Origin of the sequence: Stutzerimonas stutzeri (assembly GCF_002890915.1) — a bacterium.
GTDB classification, from domain to species: Bacteria; Pseudomonadota; Gammaproteobacteria; order Pseudomonadales; family Pseudomonadaceae; genus Stutzerimonas; species Stutzerimonas stutzeri_AF.
Genome location: NZ_POUT01000005.1, coordinates 149,731 through 168,551, shown reverse-complemented (window position 1 = coordinate 168,551; position 18,821 = coordinate 149,731). Strand labels below are relative to the sequence as shown.

Sequence of the window (18,821 nt, the reverse complement as noted above, 5' to 3'; positions counted from 1 at the left end):
CATAAGCGCGGCGGGGATGGCTATCTGGCGGCCAGGGCCTCGCTCGTCAAGCGTGACGGCCGTCGCACTCTGACTGATCTGGCGCCAGCCCGAGCTGGCGTGGGCCTACTCGATCAGCTCTATGCCGCGCAGGCGTTCGGCGCGGCGGCGCAGCAGCTCGATGGTCACCAGCAGGGCGATGGAGACCAGGATCAGGAGGGTGGCGATGGCCAGGATGCTCGGGTTGATCTGCTCGCGCAGGCCCGAGAACATCTGCCGCGGGATGGTGCGCTGCTGCGGACCGGCCATGAACAGCACCACCACCACTTCGTCGAACGAGGTGATGAAGGCGAACAGCGCGCCGGAAATCACCCCGGGGCGGATCAGCGGCAGGATCACGTCGAGGAACACCCGCAGTGGCGAGGCGCCGAGGTTCAGCGCGGCGCGTGCCAGCGAGTAGTCGAAGCCGGTCAGCGTCGCGGTGACGGTGATGATCACGAACGGCGTGCCCAGCGCCGCATGGGCGATGATCACCCCCAGGTGGCTGCCGGCGAGGTTCAGGCTGGAGTAGAAGAAGAACATCCCGGCCGCGGTGATGATCAGCGGGACGATCATCGGCGACAGCAGCAGCGCGGTGATGAAGCGTCGCAGCGGCATGTCCTCGCGGGCCAGGCCCACCGCCGCGCAGGTGCCGAGCACGGTCGCCAGCAGGGTGGCGAAGAAGCCGATGACGAAGCTGTTCCTGATCGCCAGCAGCCAGCGCGGGTCATTGAACACCTGCTCGTACCAGCGCAGCGACCAGGCCTCTGGCTGCAGGCGGAGCATGCCTTCGGTGAAGCTGAAGAACGGCTCGGCGTTGAACGACAGCGGCACGATCACCAGGATCGGCAGGATCAGGAACAGCAGCACCAGCCAGGAGAATAGCTTGAGCAGCCGGTTGCCCAGGTGATGCCAGAAGCCGTAATAGGATGGGGTTTTCATTGCATGTCATCCTGAGAAATAGCTGTAAGCCGCAAGCTTCAAGCTTTAAGTAAGAGCAAAGGCGGAGCGGCCCTGGCTTTAAGCTTGTGGCTTGAAGCTTGCCGCTCGATATCATCCGAGTTTGATGCTGCCGGCACCGACGAAACGGTCGTACACCCAGTACAGCAGCAGGATCAGCGCCAGCAGCAGCGAGCCCAGCGCGGCGGCCAGCTCCCAGTTGTTCGACGACTGCATGTGGAAGGCGATGATGTTGCTGATCATCTGCCCGTCGGTGCCGCCGACCAGCGCCGGGGTGATGTAGTAGCCCACCGAGATGATGAACACCAGCAGCGCGCCGGCGCTCAGCCCCGGCAGGGTCATCGGGAAATAGATGCGGGCGAACGCCGGCAGCGGCCGGGCACCGAGCGAGAGGGCGGCGCGCAGGTAGCTGGGATCGATGCCGCGCATCACGCTGTACAGCGGCAGGATCATGAACGGCAGCAGGATGTGGGTCATCGCCAGCACGGTGGCGAACGAGGTGTAGAGCATCTCGAACGGCGCGGCGATGAGGCCGATGCCCTGCAGGAAGCTGTTGATCACGCCGTTGGTCTGCAGCAGTGCGATCCAGGCGGTGGTACGCACCAGCAGCGAGGTCCAGAACGGCAGCAGCACCAGCACCAGCAGCAGGTTGGCGCGGTTGCTCGGCAGGCTGGCCAGGTAGTAGGCCAGCGGATAGCCGAGCAGGGCGCAGAGGGCGGTGATCGCCAGCGCCATCTTCAGCGTCTTGGCGTAGAGCTGACGATAGATTTCGGTGTCGCGGGCCTGGATGCCATGCTCGGGATGCAGCTCCAGGTCCAGCGCGGTCAGGTAGTAGTTGTAGGTATAGACCTGACCGGCGCGTTGGACCGCCAGCCAGGTTTCCGTTCTCGACCAGTTGCGATGGGCGTCGAGCAGGGTTTGCACCCCCTGCTGCTGGAGTTCCTCGGGGCTCAGCCGGCCGACCCGGCGCGCGGTCGACTTGACCATGCTGGACATGCCCGCCTGCGTCCGGTTGAGTTCCTCGGCCAGCTTGCCGGACCGGCGTTCCTTGGCCAACCCGTGCAGTTCTTCGACGAATACCGCCAGGATGGCGGGTTCCGGCGTTCCCGTACCGTCCCACTGGCCGAGCCGTTCCAGGGTGGCGGGAATCAGCTCGGCGACGGTAGGGTGGTAGACGCTGCGCCAGAGCATGCTGGCGATGGGCGCGACGAAGCTCAGCAGGAGAAACAGCAGCAGCGGCACGACGAAAGCGAAGGCCAGCAGGCGCTTCTTGCGCCGGCTGACGCTGGCCTGGCCGGCTTCGGCACGGGTCAGAATGGTCAAGGCGATACTCCGGTGCAGCGCCCCTGCGCCGGAGCGAAGGGGCGCAGGATGATCACTTCAGCAGCCACTCGTTGAAGCGCTCGCCGAGGGATTCACCATGATCGGCCCAGAACTCCGAACCGGCCTGGATGCCCTCGTCCAGGTGCGCGGTCGGCAGGTGCGGCGCGGCGCTCTGGTCCGCCAGCGGCATGGACGACTTGCGCGTCGGACCATAGGCGACGTCGGGCATGCCGGCCAGCGGCTTGGACTGGGTGGCATAGGCGATGAACTTGAAGGCCAGGTCCTTCTTCGGCGTGCCCTTGAGCACGGCCCAGGCATCGAGGTCGTAGACGTGGCCGTCCCAGACGATGACGAAGGGTTTGCCTTCCTGGCGGATCGAGTCGTAGAAGCGTCCGTTGGCCGATTGCACCAGTACCGCGCCGCCGTCGTTGAGCAGTTGCGGCGCCTGCGACCAGGATTCGAACCAGACGATGTCCTTCTTCAGGGTGTCCAGCTTGGCGAAGGCGCGCTGCTGGCCTTCCGGCGTGCCGAGCACCTCGTAGACATCCTCCGGCGCCACGCCGTCGGCCAGCAGCGCCCACTCCATGTTCACCTGCGGGCGTTTGCGCAGGGCGCGCTTGCCGGGAATCTTGGCGGTGTCGAAGAAGTCCGCCAGGGTTTCGGCCTTGGTGCCGCCGATGGTGCGCTCGTTGTAGGCGAACACCACCGACCAGACGATGTTGCCGACCGCGCATTCGCTGGCCAGCGCCTCGGGAATGAAGTCCTCGGCGGCCGGCGTGCCGTCGTCGCCCGGCGGCAGGATGTCGCGCGGCACTTCTTCCAGCAGGCCTTCGGAGCAGGCGCGTTCGAGGTCGATCACTTCGAAGTCGACCACGTCCCACTGGATGTTGCCGGACTCGACCTGCGCCTTCATCTCGGCGATGCCGCCGGAGTAGTCCTCGAACAGCACCCTGACGCCGGTGTCCTTCTGGAACGGGTCGATGACGTGTTTCTGCTGCGCCGCGCCGTAGGCGCCGCCCCAGGACACCACCGTCAGCGATTCCTGGGCGCTGGCGGTGAGGGATGCCGCGGCCAGCGCGGCGCTCAGGGCGAATGCGGAAACGCTGGTAGTCAGTGATCTAGCCATGTGTGTGCTCCGTTGCCTGTTGCAGTGAGGTGATGCGTCGTGGTGCTGCAAGTCATAGCTGCTACACCGGTTTGGGGGCTTCCTGCCCATCCAGGGCCTGGCTGTCCTGCGGCAGCCAGGCCAGGGCAATTTCGTCGCCCGGCGCGAGTGGTGGCGCCGAACTGTCGTTCATGTTCTTCACCACCAGTTCGCTGCCGTTGGCGGTCTCGAAGTGGTAGCGGATGTATTCGCCGACGTAGTGGCTGGTGACGAAACGGGCGCGGACCCGGTTGCCGGCATCGCCCAGGCGTTCGGTGAAGGTGAGCTTCTCCGGGCGGATCGACACCGTGGTCGGCTGGCCCAGGTCGCAGCAGTTGGCTTTCAGGGCGCTGACCAGGCCGCCGTCCTCCAGGCGCACGCGGACGCTGTCGGCCTCGACCGCCTCGATCGCGCCGCGCAGCTTGTTGCTCTCGCCGATGAAATCGGCGACGAACAGGTTGGCCGGGCGTTCGTAGAGCACGTGCGGCGGCGCGCACTGCTGTACCACGCCCTGGTCGAACACGGCGATGCGGTCGGACATGGTCAGCGCCTCGGTCTGGTCATGGGTGACGTAGATCACCGTGAAGCCGAGCTGGTCGTGCAGGCGCTTGATCTCGAACTGCATTTGCTCGCGCAGCTTCTTGTCCAGCGCGCCGAGCGGCTCGTCCATCAGCACGATGTCGGGGTTGAAGATCAATGCGCGTGCCAGGGCCACGCGCTGGCGCTGGCCGCCGGAGAGCTGCGCGGGGTAGCGGCCGCCGAAGTGCTGCAGTTCGATCAGCGCCAGGTATTGCTCGACGCGCCGCTCGATCTCCTCGCGTGTTTGCTTGCGGATTTTCAGCGGGTAGGCGAGGTTCTCGCGGATGGTCATGTGCGGAAACAGCGCGTACTGCTGGAAGACCATGCCGATGTTGCGCCGGTAGGGCGCGATGCTGGTGACCGGGCGGCCGTCGATCAGGATCTCGCCGCTGGTCACGTCCTCGAAGCCGGCGAGCATCATCAGGCAGGTGGTCTTGCCCGAGCCGGAGGGGCCGAGCAGGGTGATGAACTCGCCCTTGGCCACGTCCAGGTTGAAGTCCTTGACCACCAGCGTCTTGTGGTCGTAGGTCTTCTTCACATTGCGAAACTGCAGGAACGGTCGGTCCCCGGCTTGATCGTCCATAACCTTTCCCTATGCCTTGGCAACGGCAGGGCCCATATCCGTTGCGTACAGCAGGCCGTTCACGGTTGTTGTGGTCGTTGTTCGAGTAACGGCGGGAAGCAATAAGCACGCCAGCGCAAAGGCCGGGCGCATCGAAAAGCAGCGTCCCCTGCAGTTCAGCCTAGACCAGACCAGGCGTTGCGCGAGTCGCGCTGGCGCGCGGGGCGCGAATGCACCTGCCGGGCGGATGCACCCGGCAGGTGCGGCTGCTCAGGCGTTGGGCAGGATGCGGCAGGTCAGGCTCTTGATGTAGCGCGTCTCGGCGATTGCCGGGTGCACCGGATGGTCCGGGCCCTGGGCACCGCGTTCGAGCAGCTGGATGTTGCGGTCCAGATGGCGGGCGCTGCCGAGCAGGATGTTCTGCAGGTCGTCCTCGGGCAGGTGCATGGAGCAACTGGCGCTGACCAGAATACCGTCCTTGGTGAGCAGGCGCATGGCGGTTTCATTGAGGCGGCGGTAGGCGGCCTCGCCGTTCTTCAGGTCCTTCTTGCGCTTGATGAAGGCCGGCGGATCGGTGATGACCACATCGAAGCGCTCCTCGGCATTCTTCAGCTCCTTCATCGCCTCGAAGGCATCACCCTCGACGCAGGTCATTTTTTCCGCCACGCCGTTGAGCGCGGCGTTGCGCTCGACGCCATCGAGGGCGAAGGCCGAGGCGTCGACGCAGAACACCTCGCTGGCGCCGAAGGCCGCAGCCTGCACGCCCCAGCCGCCGATGTAGCTGAACAGATCGAGCACGCGCTTGCCCTTGACGTAGGGCGCCAGCCGCGCGCGGTTCATGCGGTGGTCATAGAACCAGCCGGTCTTCTGGCCCTGCAGTACCGGGGCTTCGAACTTCACGCCGTTCTCTTCCAGCGCCACCCATTCGGGCACCACGCCGAAGGCGGTGTCGACGTAGCGTTCCAGGCCTTCGGCATCGCGGGCGCTGGAATCGTTCTTCCACAGCACGCCGCTGGGCTTGAGCACCTGCACCAGCGCTTCGAGCACGGCGTCCCGGTTGCGTTCCATGGTCGCCGAGGCGAGCTGGACCACGAGGATGTCGAAGAAGCGATCGACCACCAGCCCCGGCAGCAGGTCGGAATCGCCGTAGACCAGGCGGTAGCAGGGCTGCTCGAACAGCCGCTCGCGCAGGCTCAGGGCCACCTTGATGCGGTGCACCAGCAGCGACTTGTCCAGGCTGTGCTTGAGGTCGCGTGACAGCAGGCGGGCACAGATCAGGTTGTTCGGCGACACGCCGACGATGCCCAGCGGCTTGCCGCCGGCGGCCTCGAGGATCGCCTGGTCGCCGGCGGCGAAGCCCGACAGCGGCGTCGCCGCGGTGTCCACCTCGTTGCTGTAGACCCACAGATGGCCGGCGCGCAGGCGGCGATCGGCATTGGCTTTGAGGCGCAGGCTGGGCAGGGTCATCGGCGAGGCTCCCGGAAAAAGGCGGGCATTTTAAACGAGAGCGGCAAGCTGCAAGCCACAAGCTGCAAGAAAAAGCTTCGCGAGCTCGGCGCTTGGCGCTTTGTCAGCCCCCCAGCGCTGCGACCAGCGCCTTGCCGAAGGCCGGGATGTCGTCCGGCTTGCGGCTGCTGATCAGCTGGCCGTCGACCACCAGCTGTTCGTCGACCCAGTCGGCGCCGGCGTTCTTCAGATCGTCGGCCAGCGACGGCCAGCTGGTCATGCGCTTGCCGCGTACCAGGTCGGCGGAGATCAGCAGCCAGCCGCCGTGGCAGATCACCGCGATGGTCTTGTCGGTGCGCGCCGCATCGCGCACCAGTTCCTGGGCCATTTCGTCGGTGCGGATGGTATCGGCGTTGACCACGCCGCCGGGCAGCAGCAGCGCGTCGTAGTCCTCCATGCGGATGGCGTCGAAGGTGTGCTCGACGCCGAAGGTGTCGGCCGGGGTGGTGTGGTTCCAGCCGGTGACCTTGCCAGGCCTGGCTGACACGATGTCGACCCGCGCGCCGGCGTGTTCGAGGGCCTGCCTGGGGCCGGTCAGTTCGACCTGCTCGAAGCCGTCGGTCACCAGTGCCGCCACGCGCTTGCCTGTCAGGGGATGAGCCATGAGTGTGCCTCCGTCTATGTTCCCGGGCCCGCGGAATGCGGGTCACTTGAAATCGGACCTGCATCTCGGCCAAAGTTCGCACTTGCGTGCCGCTGGCACTTTGCCTTCTCCGTCCGTTCCGAGCGCCCTTCCCATGGCCGTTGAACTTACCGCCGAACAGATACGCCGGGTGCTGCAGGGCATCAGCGTGCCGCCGCAACCGCAGATCATGGTCGACCTGCAGATGGAGCAGGTCATGCCAGTGCCGGATCTCAAGGCCATTGCCCGGCTGATCAGCCAGGACCCGGGGCTCTCCGGCGCGCTGCTGAAGATCGTCAACTCGCCTTATTTCGGCCTGGCCAACCGCATCGCCTCGATCCAGCAGGCGGTCAACCTGCTGGGCTGCGATTCGGTGATCAACCTGATCAACGCGCAGTCGATCAAGGGCGAGATGAGCGATGAGACCATCGTCACGCTCAGCCGCTTCTGGGACACCGCGCAGGATGTCGCCATGGCCTGCCTGACGCTGGCCAAGCGCATCGGCTACCAGGCGCCGGACGAGGCCTACACCCTGGGGCTGTTCCACAATTGCGGCATCCCGCTGATGCTCAAGCGCTTTCCCGGCTACATGGCGGTGCTGGAGGAGGCCTATGCCAGCACCGGCGCCGGCCAGCGCATCGTCGACGTCGAGAATCGCGTGCTCAGCACCAACCATGCGGTGGTCGGCTACTTCACCGCCAAGTCGTGGAACCTGCCGCTGCACCTGTGCGATGCCATCGCCAGCCATCACAATGCGCTGTCGCTGTTTTCCGACGATTCCGGGCGTGATGCGCAGATCAAGACGCTGCTGGCGATCCTCAAGATGGCCGAGCACATCTGCGCCTGCCACCGGGTGCTGGGCGACCAGGCCGAGGACCACGAATGGGAGAGCATCGCGCAGCTGGTCCTGGAATACGTCGGGCTGTCGGAATACGACTTTCTCTGCCTCAAGGAAAGCATCCGCGAGCTGGGGTAATAAAGCAGCAGAAGCTCAAAAGCATCGCCGCGAGGGCGCGCCCACAAAGCAGCGAGCATCCACCGAACCCTTGTGGGAGGCCCGACCTCGGGGCGATGCAGTCCGCAGGACTGCCAAGTCTGAAGCTCGAAGCCGGGGCAATGTTTGGCTTCCAGCTCATGCTAGGATTTCCCCCCTTTTCGCTCCAGCCTGCCGATTCGCCATGCCCGAACTCCCCGAAGTCGAAACCACCCGCCGCGGTATCGCACCGCATCTCCTCGGCCAGCGCGTCGACCGGGTGATCGTGCGCGACCGACGCCTGCGCTGGCCGATTCCCGAGGATCTGGACGTGCGCCTGTCCGGCCAGCGTATCGAGGCGGTTGAGCGGCGCGCCAAGTACCTGCTGATCCGCTTCCAGGCCGGCACGTTGATCGTCCATCTGGGGATGTCCGGCAGCCTGCGCCTGGTCGATGCCGGTCTGCCGCCGGCCAAGCACGAGCACGTCGACCTGCTGCTCGAATCCGGCCAGGCGCTGCGCTATACCGATCCACGCCGCTTCGGCGCGCTGCTGTGGAGCGACGATCCGCTCAACCACGTACTGCTCGCCAGCCTCGGCCCGGAACCGCTCGGCGAAGCCTTCGATGGCGAACGACTGTTCCGCCTGTCGCGCGGGCGCAGCATGGCGGTCAAGCCGTTCATCATGGACAACGCCGTGGTGGTGGGTGTCGGCAACATCTATGCGAGCGAGGCGCTGTTCGCCGCCGGCATCGACCCGCGCCGGCCCGCCGGCAGCATCTCGCGGGCGCGCTACCTGAAGCTGGCCGAGGCGATCAAACGGATTCTCGCCATGGCCATCGAGCGCGGCGGCACGACACTGCGCGATTTCGTCGGCGGCGACGGCAAGCCGGGTTATTTCCAGCAGGAGCTGTTCGTCTACGGGCGCGGCGGCGAGTTCTGCAAGAGTTGCGGCGCGACCCTGCGCGAGATCCGCCTCGGCCAGCGGGCCAGCGTCTATTGCGGCCATTGCCAGCGCTGAAGCCGGCAACTGCCCGGGCATTGACGGTGTTCACGCTCGGGATGCCCTGGCCGCTGCTATAGTGGCCGCTACAACTAAAATTGCCGCGTTTCGCACAGCTGAAGGACCACACCATGAACCTGTTCCGCTCCACCGCTGTTGTCTTGGCTCTGACCACTGGCCTGCTGGCGCTGCCGGCCCAGGCGGAAACGGTCCAGCAGAATGCCAGTGGCGATCCCCTGTATACCGTCGAGGCGCCGAAGGCCTATTCCATGATCGGCGACCTGATCATCGCCCGCCCGCTGCTGATCGCCGCCACTGTCATCGGCGCCGGTGTGTTCGTCGTCAGCCTGCCGTTCACCGCGCTGGGCGGCAACGTCGGCGAAGCTGGCCAGGCGCTGGTGGTCGAGCCGGGCAAGGCGGCCTTCGTCCGCTGCCTGGGCTGCACTGCCAGCGGCTACGACACCCGCAATTGATCGGCATCATCCGCGCCGCGACCGGCAGGGCCTGAACCTTCCGGTCGCGGTGTCGTTGCAGTAGGCTTCGCCTCCCATTGCGTATTGCGAAGCCCCCGCCTTGAACAGACGCTCCGTCAAGCTCCTCCTGCCCATAGCCGGTGTGCTGGCATTGTCCTGGTCGTTCTGGGCCAGTGGCGGCTGGCTCGAACTCTGCGCCGGGCTGGCGCTGTTCCTGTTCGGCATGCAGTGCCTCGAAGAGGGGCTGCGCGAGCTGGCCGGCAGCAAGCTCGAACAGTTGCTGGCGCGCAGCACCGCGACGCCATTCAAGGGCCTGCTGTTCGGCGTCGGCGGCACCATGCTGCTGCAGTCCAGCACGCTGGTTTCGCTGCTCACCATCGCCTTCATCAGTACCGGCCTGATCCAGCTGGCCGGTGGCGTCGCCATTCTGTTCGGCGCCAATCTCGGCTCGACCACCGGCATCTGGCTGCTGGCGTTGGCCGGGCAGAATGTCAGTCTCAGTCCGCTGGCCTTGCCGTTGCTGGTATTCGGCGTGCTGGCGAGCTTCACCGGCGACAAGGGCAAGGCCGCCGGGCGCATCGTGCTCGGCATTGCCTTCATCTTTCTCGGCATCGACCAGATCAAGAGTGGCTTCTCCGCCTTCAGCGGCGCGGTGGATCTGTCCGCCTACCATGCCGGCGGCCTGGCCGGGCAGCTGCTGTTCGTGGCTATCGGGCTGTTCGCCACTGTGGTGCTGCAGTCCAGCCACGCCACCCTGATGCTGACGCTGACCGCCCTGGCCAGCGGCCAGCTGGATCTGGCCCAGGCCTTGGCGACCGCCATCGGCGCGAATGTCGGGACGAGCGTCACCACCGCCTTCGTCGGCTCGCTCGGCGGCAACCGCAGCGGCCAGCGCCTGGCGCTGGCGCACGTGCTGTTCAATATCACCACCGCCGTGCTGGCCCTGGCCCTGCTGGTGCCGCTGACCTGGCTGGTGCAGTGGCTGGCCGCCCCGCTGGGCCTGGGTGACAACCGGCTGATCCAGCTGGCGCTGTTCCATTCGCTGTTCAATGCCATGGGTGTGCTGCTGTTCTGGCCCTGGCAGACGCAACTGGCCAACCTCTTGCTACGCCTGCTGCCCGAGCGGGCCGAGCCGGCGGTACTGATCACCGAGCTGGCGTCGGCGCTGCCGGAACGGGTGACCCATGCCCGTTATCTCAACGATCGCGCGCTGGATTCCGCGGATGCCGCCGCCAGTGCGGTGGCCCAGGAGCTGCAGCATCTCGCCCGGCTGAGCCTGGAGGTGATCTGCCACGCCATCTACCTGCCGGTCGAACAGCTGCGCCAGCAGGGGCGGATCGACGAGGCGCTGATCCATGCGCGCCCGGAAGCGCAGGCGCTGGATGCCGAGCAGCTCTACCAGCGCCATATCAAGGGCGTCTATGCCGACCTGCTGACCTTCATGGGGCGCCTCGAGCTGCCGCTGGACGAAAGCCACCAGGCGTTCTGGCTGAGTTGCCAGGTCGCCGCCCTGCAACTGGTGGATGCGGTCAAGGATGCCAAGCACCTGCAGAAGAACCTCGGCCACTACCTGCGCCAGGACGAGTCGGCCGCACGCCAGGCCTACGTCGAACTGCGCCGCCACCTGCTCGAGGCGCTGCGCGAGATCCGCACGCTGAACCACTCCGAACTGCCCGACGAACTCTGGCGCGAGCGCCTGAACTGGCTGGACGAGCGCGCTGCGCGGTTCGACGGCGAATTTCGCCAGCGCCTGTTCGAGTCGGTGCGCAGCCAGAAGCTGGACGGCCTGCAGACCAGCTCGCTGATGAACGACCTGGGCTACGCCAGCCGCATCATCCAGAGCCTGCGCAACGCGCTGCTGCTGGGCGAGGGCTACGAGCTGACCCGGCAGTTGCGACAGCTGGGCGAGGACGAGGGGCCGGTCATTCTGCAGGTGTGAGGGCCGGAACCCGCAGCGCCTGGCCGATCCCGCGCGGGTCGCTGGCGGCCTGCACCGTGCCGCTCGGCTTGTGCCAGTAGAGCACCTGCTGGTTGCCGTAGTCGCGTTCGATCAACCGGGGCTGGTGGCCGCGTGCGCGCAGCGCTTCGAGTTGCGCCGGCGTGAAGGCATCGGCCTCGTATTGCAGCACGTCCGGCAGGTACTGGTGGTGGTAGCGCGGCGTGGCCGGCCAGGCCTGCACCGGTTCGCCATCCAGGTAGGACAGGATCGAGAGCAGCACCATGCTCGGGATGCGGCTGCCGCCGGGCGTGCCGAAGGCGGCGAATTCCTCGGCGCTTTCGATGAAGGTTGGGCTCATGCTCGACAGCGGGCGTTTGCCGCCGGCGATCGCATTGGCACTGCTGCCTTTCAGGCCATAGGCATTGCTGCCGTCGATATCGGCGGCGAAGTCGTCCATCTCGTCGTTGAGCAGCACCCCGGTGCCGGGTACGGTGAAGGCGGCGCCGAACATCATGTTCAGCGACAGGGTCGCGGCCACCGCATTGCCTTCGACGTCGATCACCGCGAAGTGGGTGGTGTGCTCGCCCTCGCGCCAGCGCGGCGCCGGCGGCAGCGCGCTGCTCGGGGTGGCGTGTTCGCGGTCGATGCCGGCGACGAGCCGGCCGAGGTAGTCATCGGACAGCAGCCGGGCCAGTGGCGCGGCGACGAAATCCGGGTCGCCCAGCAGCGTGCGGTCGCGGTAGGCGCGGCGCAGGGCCTCGACCACCAGGTGGCTGCGCTGCAGCGGCTCGGCCTCGCGCCAGGACAGCCGCTCGAGCATGCCCAGGCCCTGCGCGAGGATCAGCCCACCGGCCGAGGGCGGTGGTGCGCCGATCAGGGCGCGGCCATCGGCGAGGGCGAAACGCAGCGGTTCGCGCTCGACGGTGCGGTAGTCGGCCAGGTCTGCGAGCGACCAGATGCCGCCGGCGGCACGCACACCCTCGACCAGTTTTTCCGCGACTTCGCCGCGATAGAAGCCATCGTGGCCGTGGGTCGCGAGGCGCTCCAGGGTCGCGGCCAGCTCCGGCTGGCGCAGCCGGTGACCCTCGGCGGGCAGTTCGCCGGCGACGAGGAACAGCCGCGCGCTTTCGGCGTCGTCGCGCAACGCCGCCAGGCGCCAGCCGGCACGCTGGCGGTAGACGGCATCCACGGCGAAGCCGTCGCGCGCCAGGGCGATGGCCGGCGCCAGGCTGGTTTTCAGCGGCAGGCGCCCGCGCGTTTCGGCGAGTTCGACGAGTGCCGCCGGCGTGCCGGGAATCGCCGCGGCGAGCGGGCCGTCGAGGCTCAGCTGGCGCTGGAATTCGCCGTCGCGCAGGTACATGTCCGGCGTGGCGGAACGCGGTGCGCGTTCGCGGGCATCGAGGAAGCGGTGGCGGGCCGGCGCGCCGGCTTCGCGCAGGAGGAAGAAGCCGCCGCCGCCGAGGCCCGAGCCGTAGGGTTCGACCACGGCCAGGGCGGCGCTGATCGCGACGCTGGCGTCGAAGGCATTGCCGCCGGCCTGGAGGATCTGCCGGCCGACGTCGCTGGCCAGCGGGTGAGCGGTGGCGACGGCGCCGTTCTCCAGCGGGCTGGCCTGGACGGTGCAGGCCAACAGCAGCAGGAGGGCGACGGAGGCCTTGAGGCCCTCGCGCAGCCGCGAGAGGCGTCGGGCCTGCCACCCGTGGATCATCAGGCCTTGCCGGTGATGATCAGGTACTTGCGCATCAGCTCGTCCTTGCTCTCGACGTTGTTCTCGTCGAGCGGGATGCAGTCGACCGGGCATACCTGCTGGCACTGCGGCTCGTCATAGTGACCGACGCATTCGGTGCAGAGGTTGGGATCGATGACGTAGATTTCCTCGCCCTGGGAAATGGCGCTGTTCGGGCACTCGGGCTCGCACACATCGCAGTTGATGCAGTCATCGGTAATTTTCAGGGACATCCAGCGAACTCCAGCCGCGACGCGAGCCACGGCATAGCTAAATAACGACCGGCCAATTGTGCCGCATCGGCCGTGCTCGTGCACCCTGGTGCCGAGCAACGGCGGGCGTCAGGCCTGGCCGAAGCGCTCCTTGAGCGCCTGCATCACCGCCGGATGGACGAACTTGGAGACGTCCCCGCCGAGCGAGGCAATCTCGCGCACCAGCGTCGAGGAAATATAGGAGTACTTCTCCGAGGGGGTGAGGAACAGGCTCTCCACATCGGGCGCCAGCTGGCGGTTCATGTTGGCCAGCTGGAATTCGTATTCGAAGTCGGAAACCGCGCGCAGGCCCCGCAGCAGGATGTTGGCGCTCTGCTCCTTGACGAAGTGCGCCAGCAGGGTGGAAAAGCCCATGACCTCGACGTTCGGCAGGTGCTTGGTGACCTCGCGAGCCAGTTCCACGCGTTGCTCCAGCGGGAACAGCGGGTTCTTCTTCGGGTTGGCCGCCACGGCGATGATCACCTGATCGAACAGGCGCGAGGCGCGTTCCACCAGATCGGCGTGGCCCATGGTGATGGGATCGAAGGTTCCCGGATACAACACTCGATTCATCGCGGCGTCCTGACGCATGCGTGGGGGTGTGGATGGTAGCGGCTCGGTATCGGCAGCGTAAAGCCTGAAAGGCTGTGTGGCGATTTGCCTGGATCGCTACGCGATCTCAGGCTTTATGCCAGCGATCGCTCCTGCCGGCAGTGGCTTTCGCGCATCACGCAAGGTGCTCAGGTCAAGCCGAAGGGGCCTGGCTGGAGCCGTACCGAATGGGACGATAACCGATGACGGTTATCTGACGCCTGGTTTGGATAGTGCAAAAAATTTACAGTTACGCGACGAATAGATGGCGAATTGCCATACAAAATGCATTACCATGATGGCGCTTCGATATCTATTCCGTGCCGGGTCGTTCCGCTATGCCATCTTCTGTACCACGCGTTGCCGTGCTGGGTGTTTCCTCGTCTCCGTTCACCGGGATCGAAGTCGAACGGCATCTCGACCTCGCCACTCTCAGTGATGGGGCCACCTACGACGTGGTGCTGCTGGATTTGCCCGGCGCGCGTGCCGGTGAGGCTTTGCGCAGCCTGCGCATGGACAGGCGTTACCGTTTCAGCCTGATCTACTGTTGCCAGGACCAGGACAGCTGGTGCGCTGCGCTGGGTGATGGCGCTCCGCCGCCTGATCTGGGCGCGCTGGCACCGCTGTGGCGGTTGTGGCGTGAACGCTTCGGGGTGTTCAACCACGGCGCGGCGCCCGAGCGTTTCGAGGCGCGGGTATTGGCCTGGTTGTGGCTGCGCCCCCATGGGGCCGTGCGTGCCGTGCGCGACGCCAGTGTCGCGCAGCATTATCGCTATCCCCTGCTCGAAGCGTTGGAGGATGACGAGACGCCGAATGCCTTCGCCTGGCTGCAGCTGATGACCCAGCAGGGCTGGCTGGAGGAAGCCGAATTGCTCGACCGCGTGCGCTTGTGCGTCAGCTGTGGCTCCGGACGGTTGAACTACGTGGATGTCTGCCCTGAGTGCCAGGCGCTGGAGATCGCCCGCCAGCCGTCGCTGCACTGCTTCACCTGTGGCCATGTCGGGCCGCAGGAGCACTTTCTCAAGGATGGCCTGCTGCTCTGCCCGAACTGCCTCAGCCGCCTGCGCCACATCGGCAGCGATTATGACCGGCCGCTGGAAAACTACCGCTGCCGCGGCTGCCAGGCATTCTTCGTCGATGCGGAAGTCGAGGCGCGCTGCCTGGATTGCGGACACGCCCATGCGCCGGACAAGCTGCGGGTGCGCGAAGTGCGCAACTACCGGTTGGCTGAAGCCGGCCGGCTGCGTTGTCGCCAGGGCTATACCGCCAATGCCGTCGATACCGACCGGTTCGGCCAGCTCAACCTGCTCAGCCACAAGTCGTTCCATGATTTGCTCAACTGGCAGTTGCAGCTGGTGCGCCGCTACAAGCAGCCGGCGTTTTCCCTGCTGGGGCTGCGGTTCGTCAACCTGGCGGCGACCATCGGCGAGCTCGGGGAGCTGCGGGGCCATGCGCTGGTGGACAGCCTGGTCGAGCGGCTGCAGGAGGCCGTACGCGATACCGATCGCTGTAGCCGGGTCAGCGAAGAGATTCTCTGGGTGATGATGCCGCATACCGATGCGGCCGGCCTCGCCGTGGTGCGCCAGCGCCTGGCGCAAGGTGCCGAACGACTGGCCAGCGAACAGATCGGACGCCTGCAACTGCGCCAGGTCGGCTTCACCGCGCCGGCCGATCTGCTCGAACAGGAGGATGCAGCGCTACTGCTGGCGCGCCTGAACGGGGAGCTGGGCTGAGCATGGAGGGCTTCTGGCTACAGTGGCTGGGGATTCTCGGCGAAATCGACAAGCCCGACGGGCTGGGCTACCTGCTGGTAATGCTGTTCCCGGCGTTCCTGCTGCTGGAGGTGCCGCTCAGCCTGGTGATTCTGCTCGGCGTGTTGCGCTGGTTCGTGCGCAAGCCGTTCGAGTTGCCCGAGGGCAACAGCTACCAGCCACGGGTCTCCTGCATCATCACCTGCTACAGCGAAGGCCGTGACGTGCAGACCACGTTGCTCAGCCTGTGCGAGCAGACCTATCGTGGCGAGATCGAAATGATTCCGGTGATCGACGGTGCCGCGGCCAATCACTCGACGATGCAGGCGGTGCGCGATTTTCGCGTCGACGCGCGGCTGTATCCGCGTCGTTTTCTGCGGCCGATCGCCAAATGGCAGCGCGGCGGCCGGGTCTCCTCGCTCAACGCCGGCCTGGAATACAGCACCGGCGAGATCGTCATGGCGCTGGACGGCGACACCTCGTTCGACAATGACATGGTGGTCAACATGGTCCGGCATTTCCAGGATCCGGACGTTCCTGCCGTGGCTGGCAGCCTGCGGGTACGCAACGCACGGGCTTCGCTGACCACGGCGATGCAGGCCCTGGAATACCTGCTGTCGATCCAGATGGCCAAGATCGGCCTCAGCGAGTGGAACGTGGTGAACAATGTCTCCGGTGCGTTCGGCGCTTTCCGGCGCAGCTTCCTGCGCACGATCGGCGGCTGGGATACCCACACCGCCGAGGACCTGGACATCACCCTGCGGATCAAGAACTACTTCGGCCGCAGGCCGCTGCGCATCCCCTTCGAGCCTTGTGCCATCGGCCATACCGACGCCCCGGTGACATTCCGCCAGTTTCTGCTGCAGCGCCTGCGCTGGGACGGCGATCTGTTCTTCCTTTACGTGCGCAAGCACCGCCACAGCTTCACGCCACGGCTGCTGGGTTGGCCGAACTTCCTGGTGGTGCTGGTCAGCGGCTTCTTCTTCCAGCTGGTTCTGCCGTTCATCATTCTCGGCTACTTCGTCGTCGGCCTCTATGCGCTGACGCTGTCGACCTTCCTCGTGCTCGCCCTGCTGGTCTACCTGGTTTACCTGGCCAATACCCTGCTGGCCTACGCTGCGCTGCTGGCGATGGTGTCCGAGCGGGTTCGGGATGATCTCCGGCTGTGCTGGGCGGTGCCGCTGTTTCCGTTGTTCATGTTCGTCATGCGCTGCTGGAGCGCCGTGGCGATTCTCAACGAGCTGATCCGGCGTGGTCATGAAGAAACCGCGATGGCGCCCTGGTGGGTACTGCGCAAGGCGAAGAGGTTCTGATGCGGCGCTCGTGGCTTCTCGTCGTACTGCTGTGGGCGGGGACGGTCTGTCGGGCCGATGTACTGCCGTTATCCATTCTGCTCGACAACAGCGGTGCGGCCGCGGCGGTACGCGCCGTCGACGCCGAGTTGTCCGCACTGGATGCGCTGCGCCAGCAGCGTGAGGCCGAGGCCGGATGGCAATGGTTCGCCTCGGCCGGTAGTGGCCGTTACCGCGAGCTGGTGACCGACGATCTGCGCGACGATTACTACGGCCGCGATCTCGCACTGGGCTTGCGCCACCCCCTGCTGGGCAGCTTGCGCCGGCAGCTGGATGCGCTACACAGCGTGGACGCCGAGCGCCGGCAGCAGGAGGCGCGGCGTCATTTGTACCGGGGCGAACAGCGTTTGGCATTGCGCAGTGCCTACGCGGACTGGTGGCGCGCGCAGCAGGAGCAGCGTTGGTGCGAAGGGCTCGCCGGGGGCGCGGAAAAGGCCCGGCAGCGGCTGGCGGAGCGTTTGCGTGGCGGCTGGTTGCTGGCTTCCGAGGCGCGCCTGCTGGATAGCCGCTGGCAAGCCTTGCAGCGGCGCTGTGCCGACGTTCCGCTGCTGCTGGATGAAACCCGCTACAGCCTGCAGACCTTGTCCGGCCAGAGCATCGAGCCCGGGTACCGAGCGCAGGCCGAAACACTGGCTGCTGCGGTGCAGCCCCTGGGGGCCTGGCTGCAGGCGCTCGAGACACACCCGCGTCTGCAGGCTCGGCGCGAGCAGCTGCGGCTGGCCGAGCGTAATCGGCAAAGCCCGTGGTATGCCGGCGTCGACTCGAGCTTCAGCGTCGCGCAGAGCTACGAGGATCGAAACGGCGGCAGCAAGCCGGGTAATGGCCTGGTCGCCAGTATCAGCCTGTCGGCTCCGTTCGACCCGCTGGCCTACGGCCAGGCGCGCGGCGAAGAGGGCGAGGCACGCCATCAGGCGGCGCAGGCACAGCTGGATGCCGAGCGCGAGCAACTGGTGCAGGGCCTGGCCCAGGCGCTGCGGACCCAGCGGCAGGCGGCCGAAGAGCTGCCGCAGGCGCGACAGCAACTGGAGGCGGCGGAGCTGGCCATGCGCGAGCAGCGCCTACGTCGTGACAACCAGGTCGATCAGGCATTCCTCGGCACCCTGTCGGCGGAGCTCGAGCATGGCTACGCCGGGCTGCGCCTGATCGCCGCCTGGCACGGGCTCTGGTTGCAGGAGGCGGCGCTGCGGCTGTTCGTTGACGACGATGGCGCGCATTCTTCGTTGCTGGGGCCGGCGCAACTCGACTGGCAGGCTCAGCTGCCGGTCGAGCGCCGGTTATCGGCGGCTGCCCCCGATGCCTGGCGCCAGGGCGTCTATGTCTGGGACAGCCGGCCGCTGCTCGACGAGCAGACGCGCGATCGTACCCTGCGCGCACTGACGGCGGCCGGTATGCAGCGTATCCACCTTGGACTCAGCGCCGCGCAGGTCGCCGAACCCGAGCGGCTGCGTGGTCAGCTGAGGGTGGCGCTGGCTGAGGCGCGCGAGCATGGGCTGGAGGTGACGCTGCTGCTCGGCGATCCGCAATGGCTGCTGCCGGGGCCCCGCCAAGGCCTGATCGACCTGCTGGCCGAGCTGTCCACGCTGCCGTTTGCTGCCCTGCACCTCGATCTGGAGGTCGAGCAGCTGGGCTGGCCGGTTCCGCAGGCGCGGCTGCAGGACTGGATGGACACGCTGGCGGAGGTGTCCCGGGTCAGCCCCTGGCCGCTGGACGTGTCCAGCCACCCTCGCTGGTTCGCCGAGCCGCGGCCCGGGGAGTACTGCGTGCCCTGTCACCTGCAACAGCGGGGCGTGCGCCAGGTGAGCCTGATGATCTATACGCGCAACCCCGAGCGCAGCACCGAGCTGGCCGAGGGCATCGCCCGGCGCTGGCCGGCGCTGAGGTTCCGCCTGGCACAGAGCGTCGAGCCGCAACTGGCTGCAGAGGAAAGCTGGAGCGGCGTGGCGCGGACGCAGCTGCAAGCCCAGGTCGAGCGCTGGCGTCAACGTTTGCAGACGGCGTCCGTTGGCGGCGTCGACTGGCAGGACTGGTCCTACTACCCCCATTGAGCAGAA

At 66.6% G+C, this 18,821-nt stretch carries 16 protein-coding genes; 7 read left to right on the top strand and 9 right to left on the bottom strand.

Annotated features, from left to right (window positions below):
• Nucleotides 1-105: 105 nt before the first annotated feature.
• The 6 genes from CXK94_RS11230 to CXK94_RS11205 all read right to left on the bottom strand — a co-directional run bounded on the left by CXK94_RS11230 (nt 106) and on the right by CXK94_RS11205 (nt 6,696).
• Complete coding sequence (locus tag CXK94_RS11230; protein WP_102894410.1) at nt 106-960, bottom strand: ABC transporter permease; 855 nt, start codon at nt 958-960, stop codon at nt 106-108.
• A gap of 111 nt (nt 961-1,071) precedes the next feature.
• Nucleotides 1,072-2,301: an ABC transporter permease gene (locus CXK94_RS11225; protein ID WP_102894409.1), complete on the bottom strand. Its 1,230-nt coding sequence runs from the start codon at nt 2,299-2,301 to the stop codon at nt 1,072-1,074.
• Between the two features lie 52 nt (nt 2,302-2,353).
• A complete protein-coding gene (locus CXK94_RS11220) occupies nt 2,354-3,427 on the bottom strand; it encodes an ABC transporter substrate-binding protein (protein WP_102894408.1) in 1,074 nt (357 codons plus the stop codon).
• A 61-nt stretch (nt 3,428-3,488) separates the two neighbouring features.
• Nucleotides 3,489-4,607: an ABC transporter ATP-binding protein gene (locus CXK94_RS11215; protein WP_102894407.1), complete on the bottom strand. Its 1,119-nt coding sequence runs from the start codon at nt 4,605-4,607 to the stop codon at nt 3,489-3,491.
• A gap of 249 nt (nt 4,608-4,856) precedes the next feature.
• Nucleotides 4,857-6,053: a class I SAM-dependent rRNA methyltransferase gene (locus CXK94_RS11210; RefSeq protein ID WP_102894406.1), complete on the bottom strand. Its 1,197-nt coding sequence runs from the start codon at nt 6,051-6,053 to the stop codon at nt 4,857-4,859.
• Nucleotides 6,054-6,156: 103 nt separating this feature from the next.
• Complete coding sequence (locus tag CXK94_RS11205) at nt 6,157-6,696, bottom strand: type 1 glutamine amidotransferase domain-containing protein (RefSeq protein WP_102894405.1); 540 nt, start codon at nt 6,694-6,696, stop codon at nt 6,157-6,159.
• A 133-nt stretch (nt 6,697-6,829) separates the two neighbouring features.
• On the opposite strand from CXK94_RS11205, the gene CXK94_RS11200 reads away from it, so the two are divergent.
• The 4 genes from CXK94_RS11200 to CXK94_RS11185 all read left to right on the top strand — a co-directional run bounded on the left by CXK94_RS11200 (nt 6,830) and on the right by CXK94_RS11185 (nt 11,099).
• The gene (locus CXK94_RS11200) at nt 6,830-7,690 is read left to right on the top strand and encodes an HDOD domain-containing protein (protein WP_102894404.1); all 861 of its coding nucleotides are present in this window, start codon (nt 6,830-6,832) and stop codon (nt 7,688-7,690) included.
• Between the two features lie 202 nt (nt 7,691-7,892).
• Nucleotides 7,893-8,705 carry a bifunctional DNA-formamidopyrimidine glycosylase/DNA-(apurinic or apyrimidinic site) lyase gene (gene mutM, locus CXK94_RS11195; RefSeq protein ID WP_102894403.1) on the top strand — a complete coding sequence of 271 codons (813 nt, stop codon included), beginning with the start codon at nt 7,893-7,895 and terminating at the stop codon, nt 8,703-8,705.
• Nucleotides 8,706-8,818: 113 nt separating this feature from the next.
• Nucleotides 8,819-9,160: a multidrug transporter gene (locus CXK94_RS11190; protein ID WP_102894402.1), complete on the top strand. Its 342-nt coding sequence runs from the start codon at nt 8,819-8,821 to the stop codon at nt 9,158-9,160.
• Nucleotides 9,161-9,260: 100 nt separating this feature from the next.
• Entirely contained in the window at nt 9,261-11,099 is a 1,839-nt protein-coding gene (locus CXK94_RS11185) for a Na/Pi cotransporter family protein (RefSeq protein WP_102894401.1), read from the top strand.
• Here CXK94_RS11185 and ggt read toward each other — a convergent pair.
• From ggt to coaD, 3 genes are all read right to left on the bottom strand, one after another.
• On the bottom strand, nt 11,083-12,807 hold the full coding sequence (gene ggt, locus CXK94_RS11180; protein ID WP_102894400.1) for a gamma-glutamyltransferase: 1,725 nt from the start codon (nt 12,805-12,807) through the stop codon (nt 11,083-11,085). The genes CXK94_RS11185 and ggt overlap by 17 nt on opposite strands.
• Nucleotides 12,807-13,058 (bottom strand): YfhL family 4Fe-4S dicluster ferredoxin, encoded by a 252-nt coding sequence (locus CXK94_RS11175; protein WP_037045134.1) that lies wholly within the window; start codon nt 13,056-13,058, stop codon nt 12,807-12,809. Before CXK94_RS11175 ends, ggt begins: the two co-directional genes overlap by 1 nt.
• Nucleotides 13,059-13,166: 108 nt before the next feature.
• On the bottom strand, nt 13,167-13,649 hold the full coding sequence (gene coaD / locus CXK94_RS11170) for a pantetheine-phosphate adenylyltransferase (RefSeq protein WP_102894399.1): 483 nt from the start codon (nt 13,647-13,649) through the stop codon (nt 13,167-13,169).
• A 356-nt stretch (nt 13,650-14,005) separates the two neighbouring features.
• Here coaD and CXK94_RS11165 point away from each other — a divergent pair, with 356 nt between their 5' ends.
• The 3 genes from CXK94_RS11165 to CXK94_RS11155 are packed head-to-tail and all read left to right on the top strand — an operon-like array spanning nt 14,006 to nt 18,815.
• A complete protein-coding gene (locus CXK94_RS11165; RefSeq protein WP_102894398.1) occupies nt 14,006-15,400 on the top strand; it encodes a diguanylate cyclase domain-containing protein in 1,395 nt (464 codons plus the stop codon).
• A 2-nt stretch (nt 15,401-15,402) separates the two neighbouring features.
• Complete coding sequence (locus CXK94_RS11160) at nt 15,403-16,731, top strand: glycosyltransferase family 2 protein (protein ID WP_102894397.1); 1,329 nt, start codon at nt 15,403-15,405, stop codon at nt 16,729-16,731.
• A complete protein-coding gene (locus tag CXK94_RS11155; protein WP_102894396.1) occupies nt 16,731-18,815 on the top strand; it encodes a TolC family protein in 2,085 nt (694 codons plus the stop codon). The genes CXK94_RS11160 and CXK94_RS11155 overlap by 1 nt, the downstream gene beginning before the upstream one ends.
• Nucleotides 18,816-18,821: the final 6 nt, after the last annotated feature.